The following is a 23,129-nucleotide window of genomic DNA, read 5'->3' as shown; positions in this document are numbered from 1 at the left end:
GGGCAGTGTGACGGACGATTTTGCAGCAGACGGTCAGTTGGCTAAAGCGATACCCGGTTTTAAACCGCGTGAACCACAGCGGCAGATGGCCTTCGCCGTCAGTCATGCTATCGAAAAATCACAGCCGCTTGTTGTCGAAGCCGGAACAGGAACAGGTAAAACCTACGCTTATCTTGCCCCTGCGCTGCGTGCCGGAAAGAAAGTAATTGTCTCCACGGGCTCGAAGGCGTTGCAGGATCAGCTATACAGCCGCGATTTACCCACAGTAGCGAAGGCTCTGGAATTCACGGGTAAACTGGCGCTGCTGAAAGGGCGTTCAAACTATCTGTGTCTTGAGCGTCTCGAACAACAGGCGCTGGCGGGCGGTGACCTGCCGGTACAAACTTTAAGTGACGTCATTCTGCTACGCTCCTGGTCAAATCAAACCCTTGATGGTGACATCAGCACCTGCGTCAGCGTGGCGGAAGACTCTCAGGCCTGGCCGCTGGTGACGAGCACAAACGATAATTGCCTTGGGAGCGACTGCCCGCTGTACAAAGAGTGCTTTGTCGTTAAAGCGCGCAAGAAGGCGATGGATGCAGATGTCGTCGTGGTAAACCACCATCTGTTTCTCGCTGATATGGTGGTGAAAGAGAGTGGGTTTGGCGAGCTGATCCCGGAAGCTGAAGTGATGATCTTCGATGAAGCGCATCAGTTACCGGATATCGCCAGCCAGTATTTTGGTCAATCGCTCTCCAGTCGCCAACTGCTGGATCTGGCGAAAGACATCACCATTGCCTATCGCACCGAGCTGAAAGACACTCAGCAGCTTCAAAAATGCGCCGACCGACTGGCGCAAAGCGCGCAGGACTTCCGCCTGCAACTGGGCGAGCCGGGCTATCGAGGAAACTTGCGGGAACTGCTGGCCGACCCGCGCGTACAGCGCGCGTTTTTGTTGCTCGATGACACGCTGGAGCTGTGTTACGACGTGGCGAAACTGTCTCTCGGACGTTCCGCCTTGCTGGATGCCGCGTTTGAACGTGCCACGCTTTACCGTGCTCGTCTCAAGCGCCTGAAAGAGATCAACCAGCCAGGTTTCAGCTACTGGTATGAATGCACTTCGCGCCATTTCACCCTTGCGCTGACGCCGCTCACGGTGGCGGATAAATTCAAAGAAGTGATGGAACAGAAGCCGGGCTGCTGGATTTTTACCTCCGCGACGCTGTCGGTAAACGATGACCTTCATCATTTCACCGCGCGGCTGGGTATTGAAGATGCCGAGTCGATGCTGCTGCCAAGTCCATTTGATTACACCCGCCAGGCGCTGCTGTGCGTGCCGCGTAATCTCCCGCAAACAAACCAACCGGGAGCGGCGCGTCAGTTGGCATCCATGCTGCGTCCCATTATCGAAGCGAACAACGGACGCTGTTTTATGCTGTGTACCTCGCACGCGATGATGCGCGATCTGGCGGAACAATTCCGCGCCACCATGACCCTTCCCGTGCTGCTGCAGGGCGAAACCAGTAAAGGGCAACTGTTACAGCAGTTTGTCAGCGCAGGTAATGCGTTACTGGTTGCCACCAGCAGCTTCTGGGAAGGGGTGGACGTGCGTGGCGATACGTTGTCGCTGGTGATTATTGATAAACTGCCGTTCACCTCGCCGGACGATCCGCTGTTAAAAGCGAGGATGGAGGACTGCCGTTTGCGCGGCGGCGATCCGTTTGAAGACGTTCAGTTGCCGGATGCGGTAATCACTCTGAAACAGGGCGTGGGGCGTTTGATTCGTGACGCTGACGACCGCGGGGTGCTGGTGATTTGCGACAACCGTCTGGTGATGCGACCTTACGGTGCTACTTTCCTGGCGAGTCTTCCGCCTGCACCGCGGACGCGTGATATTGCTCGCGCTGTTCGTTTTCTTGCCATACCAACGACTGAGTAATTTGTTACGGAGTGTGGTAAGATGCGCGCCAAATTTATTGACCTGATCACAAACACCCATGCGAATTCTGGCTATCGATACCGCCACAGAGGCGTGCTCTGTTGCCCTGTGGAATGACGGTACTACCAAGGCTCATTTCGAGCTTTGCCCACGAGAACACACCCAACGAATTTTACCAATGGTCGAGGAAATCCTGGCCGCTGGCGGTCTCACGTTAACCGATATCGATGCTCTGGCGTTTGGTCGCGGTCCTGGCAGTTTCACCGGTGTGCGTATTGGGATTGGCATTGCTCAGGGGCTGGCGCTAGGCGCGAATTTACCGATGATCGGCGTCTCCACCCTGGCAACAATGGCGCAGGGAGCCTGGCGTAAGTCGGGCGCGACCCGCGTACTGGCCGCGATCGACGCGCGAATGGGCGAAGTCTATTGGGCCGAATACCTGCGTGATGAGAACGGCAACTGGCACGGTGAAGACACCGAAGCGGTGCTAACCCCCGAGCAGGTGCATGCGCGTTTACTGCAACTGTCTGGCGAGTGGGTAACGGTCGGAACGGGCTGGCCTGCCTGGCCTGAGCTCGGTAAAGACAGCGGTCTGGCGCTGAGCGATGGCGACGTTTTGCTTCCGGCGGCTGAAGATATGCTGCCTGTCGCCACGCAAATGCTGGCTGCCGGTAAGACCGTGGCGGTTGAACATGCGGAACCGGTTTATTTACGTAACACCGTGGCATGGAAGAAACTTCCCGGTAAAGAATGAATCTTAGTAGTACATCCCTGGTCAATTCGCACAGCCGTCAGTGCGCAGCATTGTGAATTGGTCGGGGCAGAAGCTAAGAAAAGGGAGTCGCAATATGGCGGTGCAAAAGCAGTTATTGAAAGGTGTGTTGGCGGGCGCATTCGCGTTAATGCTTAGCGGTTGTGTCACCATCCCGGACGCGATTAAAGGTTCGAGCCCTACGCCGCAGCAGGATCTGGTGCGGGTGATGAATGCGCCACAGCTGTATGTCGGACAGGAAGCGCGTTTCGGCGGTAAAGTGGTGGATATTCAGAACCAGCAGGGGAAATCCCGTCTGGAAATTGCCACTGTTCCTCTTGATAGCGGGGCGAGACCGGTGCTGGGCGAAGCCTCCCGCGGGCGAATTTATGCTGATGTAAATGGCTTCCTCGACCCGGTGGACTTCCGCGGTCAACTGGTTACCGTCGTCGGTCCGATTAGCGGTACTGTGGATGGAAAAATCGGTAATACGCCGTATAAATTCATGCTGATGCAGGTAACTGGCTATAAACGCTGGCATATTACTCAGCAAATTGTTATGCCGCCGCAGCCGATCGACCCCTGGTTCTACGGTGCGCGTGGCTGGCCTTACGGTGGCTACGGCGGATGGGGATGGTACAATCCCGGCCCGGCACAGGTTCAGACCATAGTAACTGAGTAACTCTTTGTTTTATGAGTAAAAGAAACAGCGGCTCGTCCGCTGTTTCTGCATTAACGTGGATATAAGAAAAATAAATAGTGACGTGCTTCGCAACCTTGTCGTTGTGTAATAAACAAACTGGTACGCTGAGTTAATATTATGTTAACAGTTTGTTTATTGCCTGGGGTTGTGATGACGACGAATACGCATTTTAGAGGTGATGTATTGAAAAAGGTTTGGCTTAACCGTTATCCCGCTGGTGTTCCTGCGGAGATCAATCCTGACCGTTATCAATCCCTGGTGGAACTCTTTGAACACTCAGTAAGACGGTATGCCGATCAGCCCGCGTTTGTAAACATGGGGGAGGTGATGACCTTCCGCAAGCTTGAAGAGCGTAGCCGGGCATTTGCGGCCTATTTGCAACAGGGACTCGGGCTGAAGAAGGGCGATCGCGTCGCATTGATGATGCCGAACCTGCTGCAATATCCGGTCGCACTGTTTGGGATTTTACGTGCCGGCATGATCGTCGTGAACGTGAACCCGCTGTACACGCCCCGCGAGCTGGAACATCAGCTCAACGACAGCGGCGCGTCGGCGATTGTCATCGTGTCTAACTTTGCCCACACGCTGGAAAAAGTCGTCGACAAAACGTCGGTGCAACACGTGATCCTGACGCGTATGGGCGATCAGCTGTCGACCGCCAAAGGGACGTTGGTTAACTTTGTCGTCAAGTATATCAAGCGTCTGGTGCCGAAATATCACCTGCCGGATGCCATCTCATTTCGTAGTGCGCTGCAAAACGGTTATCGCATGCAGTATGTGAAACCCGAAGTGGTGTCGGAAGATCTGGCGTTCCTGCAATATACCGGGGGGACTACCGGTGTCGCGAAGGGCGCGATGCTTACGCACCGTAACATGCTGGCTAACCTTGAGCAGGTTAACGCCACTTATGGTCCGTTGCTGCATCCGGGTAAAGAACTGGTGGTGACGGCCCTACCGCTGTATCACATTTTTGCGCTGACGATGAACTGCCTGCTGTTTATTGAGCTGGGCGGTCAAAACCTGCTGATTACCAACCCGCGTGATATTCCGGGACTGGTAAAAGAGCTGGCGAAGTATCCGTTCACCGCTATGACCGGCGTCAACACGCTGTTTAACGCGCTGCTGAATAACAAAGAGTTCCAACAACTGGACTTCTCGTCACTGCACCTTTCGGCAGGCGGCGGGATGCCGGTTCAACAGGCGGTAGCTGAACGATGGGTGAAGCTGACGGGTCAGTATCTGCTGGAAGGCTATGGCCTGACGGAGTGTGCCCCTCTGGTGAGCGTCAACCCTCATGATATCGACTACCACAGCGGCAGTATCGGGTTACCGGTTCCTTCCACCGAGGTCAAACTGGTGGATGACGACGATAACGAAGTGCCGCCGGGAGAACCGGGCGAACTGTGCGTGAAAGGTCCGCAAGTGATGCTGGGCTACTGGCAGCGACCAGACGCCACCGACGAAATCGTCAAAGACGGCTGGCTGCACACCGGCGATATTGCGGTGATGGATAATGAAGGCTTCCTACGTATTGTCGATCGTAAGAAAGATATGATCCTGGTGTCCGGCTTTAACGTCTATCCAAATGAAATTGAAGACGTGGTTATGCAACATCCTGGCGTACAGGAAGTGGCTGCGGTCGGCGTTCCATCGGGCAGCAGCGGTGAAGCGGTGAAAATTTTCGTGGTGAAGAAAGATGCCTCGTTAACTGATGAGGCGCTTATCACTTTCTGCCGTCGTCACCTGACGGGCTATAAAGTACCGAAGCTAGTGGAGTTTCGCGACGAGTTGCCGAAATCTAACGTCGGTAAAATTTTGCGACGAGAATTACGTGACGAAGCGCGCGCCAAAGTGGACAATAAAGGCTGAGCGTTAAGTCAGCCAGTAGAAAACGCCGGGTAATCCGGCGTTTTTTTTGGCGCAAACCTAAGAGAGCACGATTTGAATTATCAAATGATCACCACGGACGACGCGTTAGCCACGCTGTGCGAAGCCGTCCGTGAATTTCCGGCGATAGCCCTGGATACCGAATTTGTTCGCACACGTACCTATTATCCGCAGTTGGGGCTGATCCAGCTGTTTGATGGCAAACACGTTGCTCTGATTGATCCACTAGGGATCACCGACTGGTCGCCCCTGCGCGATATTCTGCGTGATACCGCCATCACCAAATTCCTGCATGCGGGAAGTGAAGACCTGGAAGTGTTTCTCAACGCTTTTGGCGAACTTCCGCAGCCGTTAATTGACACACAAATCCTGGCCGCGTTTTGCGGTCGTCCGCTGTCGTGGGGCTTCGCCTCGATGGTGGAAGAGTTTACGGGTGTGGCGCTCGACAAAAGTGAATCGCGTACCGACTGGCTGGCCAGACCGCTGACCGAGCGTCAGTGCGAATACGCGGCGGCTGACGTCTGGTATCTGTTACCGATCACCACAAAACTGATGGCTGAAACCGAAGCCAGCGGCTGGCTGCCAGCCGCGCTGGACGAATGCCGCTTAATGCAGCAGCGTCGCCAGGAGATTCTGGCGCCGGAAGACGCCTGGCGTGACATCACCAACGCATGGCAACTGCGCACCCGTCAGCTAGCCTGCCTGCAATTGCTTGCCGACTGGCGACTGCGTAAAGCACGCGAGCGCGATCTGGCGGTAAACTTCGTGGTGCGTGAAGAGCACCTGTGGGCGGTGGCGCGTTATATGCCGGGCAGCCTGGGTGAACTGGATAGCCTGGGTCTTTCCGGGAGTGAAATTCGTTTCCACGGTAAAACGCTGATCACCCTGGTAGAAAAGGCCCAGGCTTTACCGGAAGAGTCGCTGCCGCAGTCGCTGCTGAATTTGATGGATATGCCAGGGTATCGCAAGGCGTTCAAAGCCATCAAAGCGCTGGTTGCCGAGGTGAGTGCGGAACATAATCTCAGCGTCGAACTTCTTGCTTCGCGTCGCCAGATCAACCAGTTGCTCAACTGGCACTGGAAATTAAAGCCGCAGCAATCCCTGCCAGAGCTGGTTTCCGGCTGGCGTGGCGAATTGATGTCCGATCGCATCAACGCGCTGCTGCAGGAATACCCGCAGTAAGTCACCAGGCTCGCCGGGTCGCGCGTTTGCTGACCCGGCCTGCGCAACGCTACAGATCGAGCACCAGGCGCTTACCTTTGGCGCGCGAGCAGCAGATGAGCATGCTTTGCTGGCTGGCTTTTTCGTCGTCGCTGAAATACTGATCGCGGTGATCCGCTTCCCCTTCGAGAATCGTCGTTTCGCAGGTGCCGCAAACACCTTCCCGGCACAGGCACTCAACCCGGGCGGCTTTGTTATTTTCGATAACCTGCAAAATGGTCATCTCTTCCGGGACCACAAACTCGCGCCCGGTACGCGCCAGCACCAGGGTGAAGGCGTCGCCGCCTTTCTCTTCCACGGCAAATTGTTCGAAATGTAGCGTATTGCTGTCCAGCCCAAGGCGGGAAGCCGCTTCTCTGACAGCATCGTTGAGCACCGCAGGGCCACAGGTGTAGATATGCGTGCCGGGTTCAACATCTGCCAGCAGACGGGCTAAATCGAGGCGGGTGCCTGCGTTCGACAGGTGCAGATGAATGCGATCGGCGCTGGGGTGTTGCATGAGTTCGTCATGAAACGCGCAGGTCTCCTGGCTGGGAGAGCAATAGTGCAGTTGCCATTGCGTCTGAGATTGTTCCAGCTCCGGGAGTTGCGATAAAAACGGTGTGATGCCGATACCTCCGGCAATCAACAGATGTTTTTGTGCCTGAGGGGCGAGGGCGAAGAGATTATTTGGTGTGGAGATCGTGAGCGTGTCGCCGGGCTTCACGTTTTGATGCAGGTATCGTGAGCCGCCTTTGGACGCTTCCTCCAGGCGTACGGCGATTTTATAGGCGCGCGTATCGTGTGGTGAACTCATCAGCGAGTACGCATTGCTGTACAGGTTCTCGCCATCGCGCATCTGCACGATAATATGGCTGCCACCCTGAAACGCAGGCAACGGCTGGCCTGAGGTCGCCGTTAAGGTGAAGCATTTTACCTGCGCGGTAATCGTCTCAATCCGGCTGACCCGGACTTCTTGCATTTGATAATCAGACATTGCGGCCTCCCTAAAAAATCTGTCCGACGCGGCTCAGCGACGCGCCGGAACCTGTCGTAAAAGCCCCGGGTTATTCCTGAAAAACCTGGGCGACCAGATTATGGAAATGGGCAATGCCATGCTCGGAGATGCCGCTGCCGCTGGTGTCCGCCATAATGCGTCCCTGGCCGCGATACCCGCGCGATTTCAGCCCTTTTTGTACGCTTTCAACCAGACGTAAATCTTCAGGACGAAAGACGTTGCGATACCATTCGATCAGTTGTTTCTGCTCTTCGGTCAGCTCTTCGTTGGTGAAATAGATGTCATAGTTTTGCAGCGTGGTTTCCGCATCTACCGGGAATTCGTAGATAACGGTCATCATGCCTTTGATTGGCGTCACGTTGAGCATGGTGCACGGCCACAGCCAGAAACCGTGGAAAGCGGCATCAACCCCTTCTTCGAACTTAAATGACTGCTCTGAAGGTTTGGCGAAACCGTATTGCAGCGTCCAGTTGCCGTGCATGGTATGCCAGTAACGGTCAACCTGGACCGAGTCGGAAAAACCTGGATGGGCCGGACCGCAGTGGTAGCACTCCAGATAGTTATCGACAATATTCTTCCAGTTGGCTGGGGTACGAGTCGTAAAGCGCGCAGCAAGTTTCAGGTCATGCACGTCTGGGCAGGCTTCGATAACTTTGTCTGCAAGACCAGGGAGTTGTTCTTCCACGCTGCCCGCGTTCGGATCCATGTTAATAAACACGAATCCGGCATATTCTTCCAGGCGTACTGGTGTAAGGTGCGCTTTTTCGCTGTCGAAGTTGGCGACGTTTTCGCAGTTACGCGCATGCGCCAGATTGCCGTCAAGTTTGAACGCCCATGCGTGGTAAGGGCAGGTAATCACATTTTTCGCTTTCCCCTCGCCGCTCAACAACTGATGACCGCGATGCGGGCAGACGTTGTAGAAGGCCCGCAGCACGTTATCGCGCCCACGTACCAGCACGATATTCTCGCCAATCACTTCTCGGGTAACATAATCATTGGGTTTCGCCAGTTCGCTACTGTGGGCGACGCAAATCCAGCTTTTAGCGAACACCTTTTCTTGTTCGTGTTCGAAAGCCTGATGGTCGGTATAAAACCGGGCCGGGATAGTCCAGGCATCCTGCGGGTTGGCACAGAAATTTTGCGGCAGAATAAACTCAGGGCTCAGATTGCTCATTGGAATACCTTTAATTTGTGAGTAAGAGGATTTTTGTACTGGCGCTTAATTGTCGCCTTTGAGTAGTGTCCCGGCCGGTGGCGCGACCGGGACGTCAACTGGCGCTTCGGGAATATGACTTTCAATTTGATGCGCAGGAACGTGGGCATAGTCCTGCCGTACCCAGCGCAGAAAACCGCCAACCTTCACCAACAGGATGGCGAGGAATGGAAGAGCGGTCAGAACCACCGTGGTCTTCATGGTTTCCAGTGACGCGCCGGTGAACAAAATCGATAATGGGATCAGGGTGATAACCACGCACCAGAACAGACGAAGACTGCGCTGCGGATCTTCCCCTTCCTGCAGGTTGCGCGTGCTGGTGGCCGCCATGGTGTAGGCCACAGCATCCATGTGTGAGGCGAGGAATATAATCATGATCGCCAGATACGCCACCAGAAACAGTTTCCCGGCAGGCAACGACATCAACACTTGCTGTACGGCTGTCTCACCACCCAGCGTCGCCATAACCTGCGGTACGTCGATCACGCCGTTCACAAACTGGTGAATGGAGTAGCTTTCCATCACGCCAAAGAAGAACCAGCAACCAACAGTGCTACCGAGGATTAATGCCCAGATAACCTCTTTGATTTTGCGACCACGGGATACGCGAGTGACAAACATTGCCACGCCCGGCGTGTAGGAGATCCACCACAGCCAGTAGAACACCGTCCAGTTACGGGTGAACTCACCGTTGCCAAGCGGGTCGGTGAAGAGGCTCATTTGCAAAAAGTTTTGTGTCGTCAGGCCGATGGCGTTAATGATGTTGTTGGTGATGAACTCGGTCGGGCCGACGATCAGCACCAGCAGCGGCAGTAAAAACGCCCCCCAGCCGACCATTTTGCTCAGACGTTGCAAACCGTTATTGATGCCAATCCAGGAGCTCAGGCAGAAAATGCCGCCAGAGAACAGGATCACAAACGCCTGCACCGTGAAGTTATCCGGTAACCCCGTTAGGGCAGACAAACCGCGGGTAAAGGTGGCGGCGGTGACGACCAGAGAGATGGTTAACGCGCCAACTGTCGCGATCAGGAACATCAGGTCAACCAGGCGCCCCCAGACACCCTGCGGATGCACGCCGGTAATGGCGGCGATAATCCCGGACAGGCTCAGTCCTTTGTTTTTACGCACATGGAAGTGGTAGGCCATGGTTAATGAGGCCAACGTGTAGGTCGCCCATGCGCTGATCCCCCAATGGAAAAAGGAGTAAGGCAGGCTGTATTCCAGCGCTTTTTGCGAGTGCGGCGCGATATTCAGACCCGGGGTCTGGTAATAATAGGCCCACTCAGCAACGCCCCAGTAGAGCGTGGAGGAGCCTAATCCGGCGCATATAAACATAAACAGCCAGGAGAGCGTGCTGTATTCCGCTTTACCTTCTCCCAGACGGATGTTGCCGTATTTACTGGTAGCCAGCCAGACGACCAGACCCATAGCCATCAGAACGAGGATCTGCACGGCGGAACCCAGCATCCGGGTAACGCCGTTAAAAAGGGTATTTGCGACTTGTGCAGACTGCTGAGGGAAGAGACTAAGTGTGGCGGCGATGAAAAGAATAGCCACCAGGCTGATGGCTATCAGCGGCATGTCTTTTTTCTTGACGTTGCTCAACATGGGATCTCCTGGGCACAGTTGCCCGCGTATGGCATTAGCCTGTCGTTGTTATCATGCTGTAGGGGTAGAATGAGTTACTTTGTGTTTAACAATTTTATTATTTGTTCTTTACATGAATTAAACAATTGCCCGATGCGTGAAGCAATAAAACACGGAACGGAAATAATAAAAGGTGAATTAGCGCAGGTTATTGGCTCCACAAAACGCATAAAAAAGCCGCGTCAGTGACGCGGCTCATATTTCGTGGTTTGACCTCTAACGTAGTGCCTGACAGATGGCCTCACCCACCTGTTGCGTGGTGGCGCTGCCTTTCATATCCGGCGTTTTTGGGCCGCTGGCAATAACGTGCTCAATTGCCGCCAGAATACCGTCGTGGGCAGCCTTATAGTTGGCATCACCCTTGCCAAGGAAGTCCAGCATCATGGCGCCAGCCCAGATAGTGGCAATCGGGTTGGCGATGTTTTTTCCGTAAATATCGGGGGCCGAACCATGCACCGGCTCGAACAGGGATGGGAAGGTGCGTTCCGGGTTTAAGTTGGCAGAAGGCGCGATGCCAATCGTCCCGGTACAGGCCGGACCCAGATCGGAGAGGATGTCGCCGAACAGGTTGGAAGCAACCACAACGTCAAAGCGCTCCGGCTGCATCACAAAGCGGGCACACAATATATCGATATGCTGTTTATCCCAACGGATCTCAGGATAGTTAGCCGCCATTGCTTCAACACGCTCGTCCCAGTAAGGCATGCTGATGGCCAGACCATTGGATTTGGTCGCCGAGGTCAGGGTTTTGCGCGGGCGGTTTTGCGCCAGCTCGAAAGCGTAACGCAATATACGATCCACGCCGCGACGGGTGAAGACCGACTCCTGGATAACCACCTCGTGTTCCGTCCCTTCACTCACGCGTCCGCCGAGAGAAGAGTATTCTCCCTCGGTGTTCTCGCGTACGACGTAGAAATCAATGTCGCCTGGCTGCTTGCCCGCCAGTGGGCAAGGGACTCCCGGGAACAGGCGTACCGGACGTAGGTTGACGTACTGGTCGAATTCGCGGCGAAACTTAAGCAGCGAGCCCCATAAAGAGATGTGGTCCGGTACGGTATCCGGCCAGCCAACGGCGCCAAAATAGATAGCATCAAAGGATTGCAACTGCTCATGCCAGTCATCCGGCATCATTTTACCGTGATGGGTGTAGTACTCGCAGCTGGCCCATTCCATTTGCTCAAAGCTGAGCGACAACCCCCAACGCTCGGCGGCTGCCTGTAACACATGAATGCCTTCAGGCAGCACTTCTTTACCAATGCCATCTCCGGGGATAGCGGCAATACGACAGGTTTTCTTCATAGCAGCTCTCACTTGTACGCCATCAAAATTGACTTTCCCCTTATCCTATAATTGACTGATTAATAGTTAATCCCCCTAACTGGTGAAACATAAAACACAGATCATGAATAATCTGCCGCTGCTAAATGATTTACGCGTCTTTATGCTGGTTGCCCGTCGGGCAGGATTTGCCGCCGTTGCCGAGGAACTGGGTGTATCACCGGCTTTTATCAGTAAGCGAGTAGCCCTGCTGGAGCAGACGCTGAACGTGGTGCTGCTGCACCGGACAACGCGGCGTGTAACCATCACGGAAGAGGGGGAGCGGATCTACGAATGGGCGCAGCGGATCCTGCAGGATGTCGATCAGATGATGGACGAGTTGTCTGATGCCAGGCAGATCCCGCAGGGGATGCTACGCATTATTAGTAGCTTTGGCTTTGGCCGTCGGGTGGTGGCTCCGGCGCTGTCTGCGCTGGCAAAAGCGTACCCGCAGTTAGAACTGAGGTTCGATGTTGAAGACCGCCTGGTGGATATGGTGAATGAGGGCGTCGATCTTGATATTCGTATCGGGGATGATATCGCGCCAAACCTGATTGCCCGCAAGCTGGCGACTAACTACCGTATTCTGTGCGCCTCGCCGGAATTTGTGGCGCAGCACGGGACGCCGAAGCAACTCAACGATCTCTCCACTTTTCCTTGTCTGGTTATCAAAGAGCGCGACCATCCGTTTGGCATCTGGCAAATGCGTAATAAAGAGGGCGCTCACTCAATTAAAGTTACGGGGCCTCTGTCGTCTAATCATGGCGAAGTGGTACATCAGTGGTGTCTTGATGGGCAGGGAATTGCCCTGCGTTCGTGGTGGGACGTTTGCGACAACATTGCCGGTGGACATCTGGTACACGTATTACCCGAGTATTATCAACCAGCAAATATATGGGCGGTTTATGTTTCTCGGCTGGCGACGTCGGCAAAAATCCGTATTACGGTTGAGTATTTGCGCCGCTATTTTGCCGAAAACTATCCAAAGTTTACTTTGGAATAAATCCGCAACAGTTGGCAAGAAACTGAAAATAAAAAAGGCAGAATAATCTGCCTTTTTTGCAACTATAACTCACTGAGCAAAGCCGTTATTTAGACTCTTCAGCTTCAGGTAATGTCACGTTAAGTTCGAGGATAGAAATATCGCCGTCTTTTTGTTCAAGCTGTACGGTGACCATTTCGGGATCAATTTGTACATACTTGCAGATAACCTCGAGAATATCTTTCCTCAGTTGCGGTAAATAATGTGGCTCGGCGTCACTACGACGACGTTCCGCAACAATAATCTGCAGTCGCTCTTTAGCGATGTTCGCTGTGCTCTTTTTCCGCGAGAGAAAAAAATCCAGTAATGCCATAACTTATCCTCCGAACAGGCGTTTGAGGAAACCTTTCTTCTCTTCTTCAATGAAGCGGAAAGGACGTTCTTCTCCCAACAGACGGTCTACGGTATCAGCATAGGCTTTACCGGCATCAGCATTGATGTCGAGAATAACCGGCTCACCCTGGTTAGACGCGCGCAGGACTGACTGATCTTCAGGAATCACGCCAACCAGCTTGATTCGCAGAATTTCCAGTACGTCTTCCATGCTAAGCATGTCACCTTTATTTACGCGGCCAGGGTTGTAGCGCGTCAGCAACAAATGCTCTTTAATCGGATCTTCACCGTTTTCCGCACGACGAGATTTCGACGCCAGAATACCCAGAATACGGTCAGAGTCACGTACAGAGGAGACTTCCGGGTTAGTGGTGATAATCGCTTCATCGGCAAAATACAGGGCCATCAGCGCGCCGGTTTCAATACCCGCCGGGGAGTCGCAGACGATGAAATCGAATTCCATCGTTTTCAGGTCGTCCAGAACTTTCGCGACGCCTTCACGCGTCAGCGCGTCTTTATCGCGAGTCTGTGAGGCCGGAAGAATAAAGAGATTTTCGGTACGCTTATCTTTGATTAACGCCTGATTTAACGACGCATCGCCCTGAATAACGTTGACGAAGTCGTAAACGACGCGGCGTTCACAACCCATAATCAGATCGAGGTTACGCAGGCCGATATCAAAATCAATAACGACAGTTTTCTTTCCCTTCTGGGCCAAACCTGTAGCGATGGCCGCGCTGGAGGTGGTTTTGCCAACGCCCCCTTTACCCGAAGTAACAACAATAATGCGTGCCATAGAAATTCCTTGTTAAAAAGGGATCAATTCAACGGTTGAACTGTCAAAGCGTTCTCTGCTAATTGCAAACGGGCCGCTTTGCCATAAAATTCTGCTGGGATTTTATCACTCAGCCAATAAACACCTGCGATAGACACCAGTTCTGCCGTCAGATGGGTACAAAAAATTTGCGCTTCACGATCGCCGCTTGCACCTGCCAGCGCACGGCCTCTCATCATTCCATAAACATGAATATTGCCATCAGCGATAAGCTCTGCGCCCGCACTGACGTGGCTTGTAACAATCAGATCACATTGTGGAGCATAAATGCGCTGACCGGAACGAACCGGCACATTTATTAATCGTGTTTTTGTGATGGGAGTAACGTTTTGCGGCGGAGCGACGGGAGCCGGGACCTCAACAGGCGCAGGACGAATAGCTTTTTCTTTACCTTCAGTCAGTAAAGGAAGACCCATTTCGTCGATTTCTGCCTTTAGTCTGGCGTCTTTGCATCCGCTAACGCCAATAATGCGCAATCCGGTAGACGCGACCACTTTCTGCAGCGCTGACCAGTTTACCGGGCTTTCAAGACCACTCACGTTAACCACCACGGGAGCATGTTTTAAAAAAGCCGGTGCCTGCGCGATTTTGTCTTCCAACGCCTGACGAATAACCTCGGGTTCTGCTTCATGTAAATGAACCACTGATAAGGTGAAGCTACTGCCTTTAAGCTCGATTGGCGTGTTTGACATCCTGGCCTTACTCAATTTGCTATTTATCATCCCCAGCGCGGGGTGATATTCCGAAGACTATAAGGCATGTTATAGTCAGTATTATATTGAGGCAAGCCACCATTCCGTGAATTCAGAGTAAAAGATATGTTTTGTGTGATCTACCGAAGCAGCAAACGTGACCAGACCTATTTATATGTCGAAAAAAAAGACGATTTCTCGCGCGTTCCTGAAGAACTGATGAGAGGATTTGGTCAGCCGACGCTGGCAATGATGTTACCGCTTGATGGGCGTAAAAAATTAGTTAATGCCGATCTTGAAAAAGTAAAACAGGCCCTGACCGAGCAGGGCTATTATTTACAAATACCCCCGCCGCCAGAAGATTTACTTAAACAGCATCTGGCAGCGGCAAAACAAAATACACCAGACGCTAAACGTTAAACTGCATCCAGCAGCAGCACGTTCCATCGATGCAGTACCTGAAATCTATGACTACGTTAGGGGAAAGTAATGTATCAACATCACAACTGGCATGGTGCTCTGCTGGATTATCCGGTGAGTAAGGTGGTTTGCGTAGGGAGTAACTATGCCAACCATATTAAAGAGATGGGCGGAACCCCCCCGGAAGAACCGGTTCTGTTTATTAAACCGGAAACCGCGCTGTGCGATTTGCGCCAGCCGCTGGTGATCCCATCTGATATGGGGTCTGTCCACCATGAAGTTGAGCTGGCTGTGCTAATTGGCGCGACCCTGCGGCAAGCGACAGAAGATCATGTGCACAAAGCCATCGCCGGTTATGGTGTCGCGCTGGATCTGACCCTGCGCGATATTCAGGGCAAAATGAAGAAGGCGGGGCAGCCATGGGAAAAAGCGAAGGGTTTTGATAACTCTTGCCCGCTGTCTGGATTTATTCCGGTGGCGGAATTTAATGGCGACCCGCAGGATACGATGCTTGGATTAACGGTCAACGGTGAAACACGTCAGCACGGCTCCACGGCGGACATGATCCATCACATCGTTCCCTTGATTGCTTATATGAGCCGTTTCTTTACCCTCAAAGCGGGCGATGTGGTGCTAACGGGAACGCCAGCAGGCGTGGGACCTTTAAGCAGCGGCGACGAACTGGCCATCAGTTTTCACGGTCAAACGCTAACAACCCGCGTGCTGTAATCTCTGCTTGCCGCCTTTTCGGGCGGCAAAACTTGCATCAGCGTGCCAGACTGGTTATAAGGTGCAGCTTTATTGCAATAGCGGAAACCCTGATGAGCGACATACCTTTCTGGCAAAGTAAAACCCTTGATGAAATGACCGATGCCGAGTGGGAGTCATTATGTGACGGGTGCGGTCAATGCTGCCTGCATAAGCTGATGGATGAAGACACTGACGAAATCTACTTTACCAACGTCGCCTGTCGTCAGCTCAACATTAAAACCTGCCAGTGTCGTAATTACGAACGTCGATTCGAGTACGAGCCTGACTGCATCAAACTGACGCGTGATAATCTGCCGACTTTTGAATGGTTGCCGATGACCTGCGCCTATCGTCTGCTCGCAGAAGGAAAAGGGCTGCCGGAGTGGCACCCGTTGCTGACAGGATCAAAAGCGGCGATGCACGGTGAACGTATCTCAGTTCGTCATATTGCGGTGAAAGAGTCGGAAGTGCGTGACTGGCAGGATCATATCCTGAACAAACCTTCATGGGCGGACTGACCCGCCCATCGATTAGCAGGCGTTAAGGGTTAAGACTTTTTCGCCTGATACATCTCATCGGAGTGGTTGTCATCTTCCACCCAGAAGTTAATGTTGAATTGCGCATCGTCGCTTAATTCAACGCGATGCCAGTACTGCGGTGGGCTGGTCGCGAACTGACCGGCATTAATCACCACTTTCACTTCAGGTTCTTTTGCGTCTTCATTGGCAAAGCCATAATACGTTACCGTACCTTCCATTACGCAGAGCTGTCCAAACACGCCTGCTGCGGTGTTATGGTGAGAAAGAAGTGCTGCCGGGACGTTGTCTTTGGTAAAGAAGGGAGTAGAGCGTTTTACTTTCCAGTTTGCCGGGATGCGTAAATGGGACATCAGACATCTCCTTGGTGTGGCATCTATAAGATGTATTTAATATACATCTTATAGATGCCAGCAGGCAATGAATTTAAGGCAAAAAAAACGCTCCCGAAGGAGCGTCTCTGTTAGCGACCGAAGAGGTCACGTTTTTTCGGTTTAAACGGCTGTGCTATGACTACCAGCACGGCGACCACCAGGTAAGCGGCGAAGATCCCCAACAGCCACTGTGGCATTTCCAGGGTTAAAAAAGACCACTGTCGTTCAGCACAGTCACCGGATGCTAAAAACACCTGCGGCAGCCATTTGTCCAGCGGCAGCCAGCTCGGGAAGCGTGCGGCAAAATCACAGGTCATAAACGGTGATGGGTGCAACTGAATCATGGTGTGCTCATACGCTAACTGCAGTCCGCGCCAGGCACTGTAAATCCAGATAATCATCGCCACATAGCGCAGCGGCGTTTTTGGTGCGATAGCCCCCACCAGCCCCGCGCCCATCACGCCAAATAATGCGCTACGTTCGTAAATACACAACACGCAAGGTTTTAGCAGCATGACGTGCTGGAACCACAGCGCGACAAGCTCCAGCGCAAAGGCGGTTAACGCCAACAATAACCATGCACCACGACCTCGGGAGCACTGGTTTAAAAATCGCAACATAATAATTTCCCTGCAACATGCGTAGAGAGCGCAGTTTAAACCAATTCAATTTATGCGCCACTAGCAGGAATTGAAAATTTGAGTAATCGGATAATTATCATGCAAAAAGTCAAACCGGGCAGTGATTTACCCGGTAAATTGTTATGAAAGTGTAGCTAACCAGCCCGCCTGGGTCATCCACTCAGTCACCGGAACAAGCGTGAACTCGACGCATATCAGACCAACCAGCGTCAGGACGAGAGTATAAGGCAGAGCCATCCACACCATGCGGCCATAAGAGAGTCGAATTAATGGCGCCAGCGCAGAGGTCAGCAGGAACAGGAATGCCGCCTGGCCGTTTGGTGTAGCAACGGAAGGCAGGTTAGTCCCGGTATTGATCGCCACCGCTAACAGCTCAAATTGGTTAAGGCTGATGGTCCCATGTTCCAACGCGGCTTTGGCTTCGTTAATGTAGATGGTGCCGACAAACACGTTATCAGAGATAGAAGACAGCAGGCCGTTAAAGAGATAGAACAGCGTCAGTTGAGCATGTTCAGAAGACTGCAAAACAAACTGAATAATCGGTGAAAAGAGCTGTTGATCGATAATCACCGCAACGATAGAGAAGAACACGGTCAGCAGGGCGGTGAAAGGCAGCGACTCGGTAAACGCTTTACCAATCGCGTGTTCGTCAGTAACGCCGGTCAACGACGTGGCCAGGATAATGACGGACAGACCGATTAATCCGACTTCCGCCAGATGCAGGGCCAGGGCAACCACCAGCCAGATACCGATAATCGCCTGGACAATCAGTTTGATTTTTTCCTGACGAGTACGCAACTGACGGCTTTGATCGTCAAACTGTTGCAGGACATCGCGGACGGTCTCCGGCAGCGTTTCGCCATAGCCAAACCAGCGCAATTTCTCAACCAGCATGCAGGTTAACAGGCCGCAAATCAGCACCGGGACGGTAACCGGCGACATGCGCAGGAAAAAGTCACCAAAATGCCAACCAGCCGCTTTGGCGATAATCAGGTTTTGCGGTTCGCCGACCATAGTCATTACGCCGCCTAACGCCGTACCGACACCCGCATGCATCATCAGGCTGCGCAGAAAACCACGGAACTGCTCCAGTACGACCTTATTGTGCTGATCGATATGGCTATCATCGAGCATATTGTTGTCTTCCGTGCGGGAAGAGGCGAAGCGATGGTAAATACCATAAAAACCAACCGCTACGCTGATTACCACGGCAACAACGGTCAGCGCATCCAGGAATGCAGAAAGGAAGGCAGCGGCAACGCAAAATGCCAGCGACAGCAGCATCTTGGAGCGAATCGTAAGCAGTAGGCGGGTGAAAATAAACAGCAGCAACTGCTTCATAAAGTAGATGCCAGCTACCATAAACATCAGCAGCAATAGCACCTCAAGGTTAGCGGCAACCTCTTCACGCACATGTGTGGCGCTGGTCATGCCGATGATGACCGCCTCGATGGCTAGTAGCCCGCCTGGTAGCAGCGGGTAACATTTTAACGCCATCGCCAGCGTAAAAATGAACTCGGCCACCAACAGCCAGCCCGCAATAAAGGGATTGATGAAAAATATAACCGGGTTAACGACTAAGAATACGAGTAGTGCAAGTTTGTACCAGTCAGGTGATTGACCTAAAAAATTGCGCCACATAGCGCGGCCCCATGATAGCTCCATGGTGATTTCCCTACCTTTAAAAATGAAATCATGTTTTTATGTTTGACCGCAAAGCTTAGCGGGAGGAGGGAGTACAGGCAAGCTATTCACGCGACGGACAAGGCTGGCTGTGCTTCAGCGTAATCTGGAAAATGAAGCCTTGATCCACTTTTTCTTCATTGCGTCAGCTATCAGCCATGTAGCCCGTCTGGTATGATAACTGTAACTATGTTTTGCTGTGTAATGGAATTATCACTATGGTCATTAAGGCGCAAAGCCCGGCTGGGTTCGCGGAAGAGTACATCATTGAAAGTATCTGGAATAACCGCTTCCCACCTGGCACTATTTTGCCTGCTGAACGTGAACTCTCTGAACTGATTGGAGTGACACGTACCACGTTACGCGAGGTATTACAGCGTCTGGCGCGGGACGGCTGGTTGACCATTCAACACGGCAAGCCGACGAAGGTGAATAACTTCTGGGAAACCTCCGGGCTAAATATCCTTGAAACGCTGGCGCGTCTCGATCACGAGAGCGTGCCGCAGCTTATTGATAATCTGCTGTCCGTGCGTACTAACATCTCGACGATCTTTGTTCGTACCGCGTTTCGCCAGCATCCTGATAAAGCGCAGGAGGTTCTGGCAACGGCAAATCAGGTGGCCGACCATGCTGATGCGTTCGCCGATCTGGACTATAACATTTTCCGCGGTCTGGCATTTGCCTCTGGCAATCCGATTTACGGTTTGATCCTCAATGGAATGAAGGGATTATATACCCGTATTGGCCGCCATTATTTCGCCAATCCGGAAGCCCGCGCGCTGGCGCTGAGCTTTTACCGTAAGCTGTCAGAACTTTGTGATCAGGGTGCTCATGAGCAGGTATATGAAACGGTGCGTCGCTATGGTCACGACAGCGGCGAGATTTGGCATCGTATGCAGAAAAACCTGCCGGGCGATTTAGCTATTCAGGGGCGCTAATCGCACCTTATCCGGCCTACGAAATGCATTGTAGGCCGGATAAGACGTTTTCGCGTCGCCATCCGGCAATAAGATTTACAGACCGTTCATCCTCGGCGGGCAACGCTCCAGCAGTTCCACACTGCCGTCTTCATTCTGCTGCTCCAGCATCACGTCAAAACCCCAGAGCCGGTGCACATGCTTGAGCACCTCTTTGCGTCCTTTATCCAGCGGAGCGCGGTTATGCGGAATATAGCGCAAGGTGAGCGAGCGGTCGCCGCGCAGATCGACATTCCAGATTTGAATATTCGGCTCAAGGTTGCTCAGGTTATATTGCGACGACAGCCTGTTGCGGATCTCACGATATCCTTCCTCGTTGTGAATCGCGGAAATCTCCAGATAATTATGACGATCGTCATCAAGCACGGTGAACAGGCGAAAATCACGCATAACCTTCGGTGACAGAAACTGGCTGATGAAGCTCTCATCTTTGAAATCGCGCATCGCGAAATGCAGGGTTTCCAGCCAGTCAGAACCCGCTATATCCGGGAACCAGTATTTGTCCTCTTCGGTAGGCGACTGACAAATTCGTTTAATATCCTGGAACATGGCAAAACCCAGGGCATAGGGGTTTATGCCGCTATACCACGGGCTGTTGTACGGCGGCTGGAATACCACGTTGGTATGGCTATGTAAAAACTCCAGCATAAACCGTTCGGTGACTTTACCTTCGTCATAAAGGTGATTAAGGATGGTGTAATGCCAGAAAGTGGCCCACCCTTCGTTCATCACCTGCGTCTGTTTCTGCGGATAAAAATACTGGCTGACCTTGCGCACAATGCGCAGCACTTCGCGTTGCCAGGATTCCAGCAGCGGGGCGTTCTTCTCCATGAAATACAGCAGATTCTCCTGCGGTTCAGAAGGATAACGTCGGGCTTCCGCAACGGTTTTCTCTTCCTCTTTCTTCGGCAGCGTACGCCACAACATATTTACCTGGCTTTGCAGATACTCTTCACGGCTTTTCTGTCGGGCTTTCTCTTCCTGTAGGGAGATTTTTTGCGGGCGTTTGTAACGATCCACGCCGTAGTTCATCAGCGCGTGACAGGAGTCGAGGAGCTTTTCGACTTCATCCACGCCGTAACGCTCTTCACACTGGGTAATATAGTTTCGCGCGAAGATCAGGTAATCAACGATGGAGCTGGCATCCGTCCAGCTACGGAACAAATAGTTGTTTTTAAAGAAGGAGTTATGTCCGTAGCAGGCATGCGCCATCACCAACGCCTGCATGGTGATGGTGTTCTCCTCCATCAGATACGCGATACACGGATTGGAGTTGATAACAATCTCATAGGCCAGCCCCTGCTGACCATGTTTATACAAACGCTCGGTTTCAATAAATTTTTTACCAAACGACCAGTGAGGATAGTTGATTGGCATCCCGACGCTGGAGTAAGCGTCCATCATTTGTTCGGAGGTGATCACCTCGATTTGGTGCGGGTAGGTATCCAGTCTGTAGAGTTTCGCCACGCGGTCTATTTCCGCCAGATAGACATCCAGCAGATCAAACGTCCAGTCGGGTCCATCGCTTAACCGTGTGCTGTCCTTGTTCATGGAATCAATCGTAGCCATTCGCGCACCCTCATTGTTGGCGGCACTCTCTGTCTGGAGTACCTCATTTCAAGCATAGATCATGGTGTTAAAAAACGTGCTGCGGCTGAATTTTTTTCTTTGCGATTTCTTGTTAGCGAGGCGTCGAAAAACGGTATAGCCGCAAAATTTTATGCTGGATAAAAATAACGCACAGCAGGAGATACCAAAGCAGGGAGTTCCCCGCCATCACCGCCATATGTGAGATAAGTCACCATAAAAAAGCCATATGTTGAATAATATTTTCAACTGAGTTATCAAGATGTAATTAGATGATTGTTCTTTTACTGTTAACGGAGTGGCTATGCGAGTTGTCATACTGGGAAGTGGTGTCGTTGGCGTGACCAGCGCCTGGTACTTAAGTCAGGCTGGACACGATGTCACCGTCATTGATCGTGAGCCCGGTCCGGCACTGGAAACCAGTGCGGCGAACGCGGGGCAAATCTCTCCAGGTTATGCAGCACCCTGGGCGGCGCCAGGCGTACCGCTTAAAGCAATTAAATGGATGTTTCAGCGCCATGCGCCGCTGGCCGTTCGACTCGACGGGACGCAGTTCCAGTTGAAATGGATGTGGCAGATGCTACGCAACTGCGACACCAGCCATTACATGGAAAACAAGGGCCGGATGGTGCGACTGGCGGAATACAGCCGTGATTGCCTGAAAGCGCTACGCGCCTCTACCGGTATCGAGTACGAAGGACGCCAGGGTGGAACGTTGCAACTGTTCCGTACCGCTCAACAGTATGAGAACGCGACCCGCGACATCGCCGTCCTCGAAGACGCCGGCGTGCCGTATCAGCTCCTGGAAGCAAGCCGTCTGGCGGAAGTTGAACCGGCGCTGGCGGAAGTGGCACACAAGCTGACCGGCGGTCTGCGTTTACCGAATGACGAAACGGGTGACTGCCAGCTGTTTACCCAGCGTCTGGCGCTGATGGCGGAGCAGGCGGGTGTGAAATTTCGCTTTAATACTCCGGTCGATAAGCTGTTGAGCGATGGTGAGCAGATTTATGGCGTTCAGTGTGGCGAGGAGATAATCAAAGCCGATGCCTATGTGATGGCATTCGGCTCGTATTCTACGGCGATGCTGAAGGGGATCGTTGATATTCCGGTCTATCCGCTCAAAGGCTATTCATTGACCATTCCGGTGGCGCAAGATGACGGCGCGCCGGTTTCAACGATCCTTGATGAAACCTACAAAATCGCCATTACCCGCTTTGATAACCGTATTCGCGTTGGCGGCATGGCGGAGATTGTCGGCTTCAATACGGAATTGCTGCAACCCCGCCGTGAAACGCTGGAGATGGTCGTTCGCGATCTCTTCCCACGCGGTGGGCATGTGGAGCAGGCAACCTTCTGGACCGGGCTGCGTCCGATGACGCCGGACGGTACGCCAGTGATCGGGCGAACGCGCTTTAAGAATCTACTGCTTAATACCGGCCACGGCACGCTGGGCTGGACCATGGCTTGCGGTTCGGGTCAGTTGCTGAGCGACATTCTGTCTGGCCGCACACCAGCCATTCCTTACGACGATCTGAGCGTGGCGCGTTACAGCCCGGGGTTTACCCCATCTCGTCCACGGCATTTACATGGCGCACATAACTGATA

The 23,129-nt window shown here is 52.8% G+C and carries 22 protein-coding genes; 11 read left to right on the top strand and 11 right to left on the bottom strand.

Features of this window, described 5'->3' with window-relative positions:
- Positions 1-7 precede the first annotated feature (7 nt).
- From WC7_RS12360 to rnd, 5 genes are all read left to right on the top strand, one after another.
- On the top strand, positions 8-1,918 hold the full coding sequence (locus WC7_RS12360; protein ID WP_016153386.1) for a DNA repair helicase YoaA: 1,911 nt from the start codon (positions 8-10) through the stop codon (positions 1,916-1,918).
- Between the two features lie 58 nt (positions 1,919-1,976).
- Positions 1,977-2,672 (top strand): tRNA (adenosine(37)-N6)-threonylcarbamoyltransferase complex dimerization subunit type 1 TsaB, encoded by a 696-nt coding sequence (gene tsaB / locus WC7_RS12365; protein ID WP_016153385.1) that lies wholly within the window; start codon positions 1,977-1,979, stop codon positions 2,670-2,672.
- 94 nt (positions 2,673-2,766) lie between these two features.
- On the top strand, positions 2,767-3,351 hold the full coding sequence (locus WC7_RS12370) for a Slp family lipoprotein (RefSeq protein ID WP_016153384.1): 585 nt from the start codon (positions 2,767-2,769) through the stop codon (positions 3,349-3,351).
- A gap of 204 nt (positions 3,352-3,555) precedes the next feature.
- Positions 3,556-5,241, top strand: coding sequence for a long-chain-fatty-acid--CoA ligase FadD (fadD, locus tag WC7_RS12375; protein ID WP_131346197.1), 1,686 nt, complete (start codon positions 3,556-3,558; stop codon positions 5,239-5,241).
- 84 nt (positions 5,242-5,325) lie between these two features.
- Positions 5,326-6,441, top strand: a complete 1,116-nt coding sequence (gene rnd / locus WC7_RS12380; RefSeq protein ID WP_016153382.1) for a ribonuclease D — start codon at positions 5,326-5,328, stop codon at positions 6,439-6,441.
- 49 nt (positions 6,442-6,490) lie between these two features.
- Here the strand turns inward: rnd and WC7_RS12385 are convergent, their stop codons facing one another.
- The 4 genes from WC7_RS12385 to WC7_RS12400 all read right to left on the bottom strand — a co-directional run bounded on the left by WC7_RS12385 (position 6,491) and on the right by WC7_RS12400 (position 11,636).
- Positions 6,491-7,456 (bottom strand): PDR/VanB family oxidoreductase, encoded by a 966-nt coding sequence (locus tag WC7_RS12385; RefSeq protein WP_016153381.1) that lies wholly within the window; start codon positions 7,454-7,456, stop codon positions 6,491-6,493.
- Between the two features lie 70 nt (positions 7,457-7,526).
- On the bottom strand, positions 7,527-8,651 hold the full coding sequence (gene yeaW / locus WC7_RS12390; protein WP_003833746.1) for a carnitine monooxygenase, oxygenase subunit YeaW: 1,125 nt from the start codon (positions 8,649-8,651) through the stop codon (positions 7,527-7,529).
- A 45-nt stretch (positions 8,652-8,696) separates the two neighbouring features.
- On the bottom strand, positions 8,697-10,298 hold the full coding sequence (locus tag WC7_RS12395) for a BCCT family transporter (protein ID WP_016153380.1): 1,602 nt from the start codon (positions 10,296-10,298) through the stop codon (positions 8,697-8,699).
- A 255-nt stretch (positions 10,299-10,553) separates the two neighbouring features.
- Entirely contained in the window at positions 10,554-11,636 is a 1,083-nt protein-coding gene (locus WC7_RS12400) for a tartrate dehydrogenase (protein WP_016153378.1), read from the bottom strand.
- Between the two features lie 103 nt (positions 11,637-11,739).
- On the opposite strand from WC7_RS12400, the gene WC7_RS12405 reads away from it, so the two are divergent.
- On the top strand, positions 11,740-12,657 hold the full coding sequence (locus tag WC7_RS12405; RefSeq protein ID WP_016153377.1) for a LysR family transcriptional regulator: 918 nt from the start codon (positions 11,740-11,742) through the stop codon (positions 12,655-12,657).
- A gap of 85 nt (positions 12,658-12,742) precedes the next feature.
- Here the strand turns inward: WC7_RS12405 and minE are convergent, their stop codons facing one another.
- From minE to minC, 3 genes are read right to left on the bottom strand one after another with little or no spacing between them, the layout of a single operon-like run.
- Positions 12,743-13,009, bottom strand: a complete 267-nt coding sequence (minE, locus tag WC7_RS12410) for a cell division topological specificity factor MinE (RefSeq protein ID WP_001185666.1) — start codon at positions 13,007-13,009, stop codon at positions 12,743-12,745.
- A gap of 3 nt (positions 13,010-13,012) precedes the next feature.
- Positions 13,013-13,825 (bottom strand): septum site-determining protein MinD, encoded by an 813-nt coding sequence (gene minD, locus WC7_RS12415; RefSeq protein WP_003020956.1) that lies wholly within the window; start codon positions 13,823-13,825, stop codon positions 13,013-13,015.
- 23 nt (positions 13,826-13,848) lie between these two features.
- Positions 13,849-14,556 (bottom strand): septum site-determining protein MinC, encoded by a 708-nt coding sequence (gene minC, locus WC7_RS12420; protein WP_016153376.1) that lies wholly within the window; start codon positions 14,554-14,556, stop codon positions 13,849-13,851.
- 126 nt (positions 14,557-14,682) lie between these two features.
- Here minC and WC7_RS12425 point away from each other — a divergent pair, with 126 nt between their 5' ends.
- From WC7_RS12425 to WC7_RS12435, 3 genes are all read left to right on the top strand, one after another.
- Complete coding sequence (locus WC7_RS12425; protein WP_016153375.1) at positions 14,683-14,976, top strand: YcgL domain-containing protein; 294 nt, start codon at positions 14,683-14,685, stop codon at positions 14,974-14,976.
- Between the two features lie 69 nt (positions 14,977-15,045).
- Positions 15,046-15,705 (top strand): fumarylacetoacetate hydrolase family protein, encoded by a 660-nt coding sequence (locus WC7_RS12430; RefSeq protein ID WP_016153374.1) that lies wholly within the window; start codon positions 15,046-15,048, stop codon positions 15,703-15,705.
- Positions 15,706-15,797: 92 nt separating this feature from the next.
- Positions 15,798-16,244: a YcgN family cysteine cluster protein gene (locus tag WC7_RS12435; protein WP_016153373.1), complete on the top strand. Its 447-nt coding sequence runs from the start codon at positions 15,798-15,800 to the stop codon at positions 16,242-16,244.
- A 29-nt stretch (positions 16,245-16,273) separates the two neighbouring features.
- Here the strand turns inward: WC7_RS12435 and WC7_RS12440 are convergent, their stop codons facing one another.
- The 3 genes from WC7_RS12440 to nhaB all read right to left on the bottom strand — a co-directional run bounded on the left by WC7_RS12440 (position 16,274) and on the right by nhaB (position 18,942).
- Complete coding sequence (locus tag WC7_RS12440) at positions 16,274-16,615, bottom strand: TehB family protein (protein WP_016153372.1); 342 nt, start codon at positions 16,613-16,615, stop codon at positions 16,274-16,276.
- 110 nt (positions 16,616-16,725) lie between these two features.
- Positions 16,726-17,256 (bottom strand): disulfide bond formation protein DsbB, encoded by a 531-nt coding sequence (gene dsbB, locus WC7_RS12445; protein WP_003844060.1) that lies wholly within the window; start codon positions 17,254-17,256, stop codon positions 16,726-16,728.
- A 141-nt stretch (positions 17,257-17,397) separates the two neighbouring features.
- Positions 17,398-18,942 carry a Na(+)/H(+) antiporter NhaB gene (nhaB, locus tag WC7_RS12450; RefSeq protein ID WP_016153371.1) on the bottom strand — a complete coding sequence of 515 codons (1,545 nt, stop codon included), beginning with the start codon at positions 18,940-18,942 and terminating at the stop codon, positions 17,398-17,400.
- 236 nt (positions 18,943-19,178) lie between these two features.
- Between nhaB and fadR the strand changes: the two genes are divergently transcribed.
- Positions 19,179-19,898, top strand: coding sequence for a fatty acid metabolism transcriptional regulator FadR (fadR, locus tag WC7_RS12455; protein ID WP_016153370.1), 720 nt, complete (start codon positions 19,179-19,181; stop codon positions 19,896-19,898).
- Positions 19,899-19,973: 75 nt separating this feature from the next.
- Here the strand turns inward: fadR and WC7_RS12460 are convergent, their stop codons facing one another.
- Positions 19,974-21,506 (bottom strand): SpoVR family protein, encoded by a 1,533-nt coding sequence (locus WC7_RS12460; protein ID WP_003833557.1) that lies wholly within the window; start codon positions 21,504-21,506, stop codon positions 19,974-19,976.
- Positions 21,507-21,828: 322 nt separating this feature from the next.
- Between WC7_RS12460 and WC7_RS12465 the strand changes: the two genes are divergently transcribed.
- Positions 21,829-23,127, top strand: a complete 1,299-nt coding sequence (locus WC7_RS12465; protein WP_016153369.1) for a D-amino acid dehydrogenase — start codon at positions 21,829-21,831, stop codon at positions 23,125-23,127.
- Positions 23,128-23,129: the final 2 nt, after the last annotated feature.

This window comes from Citrobacter sp. KTE151 (assembly GCF_000398845.1).
Classification (GTDB): domain Bacteria; phylum Pseudomonadota; class Gammaproteobacteria; order Enterobacterales; family Enterobacteriaceae; genus Citrobacter; species Citrobacter braakii.
This window is presented reverse-complemented; position numbering and strand designations above follow the sequence as displayed.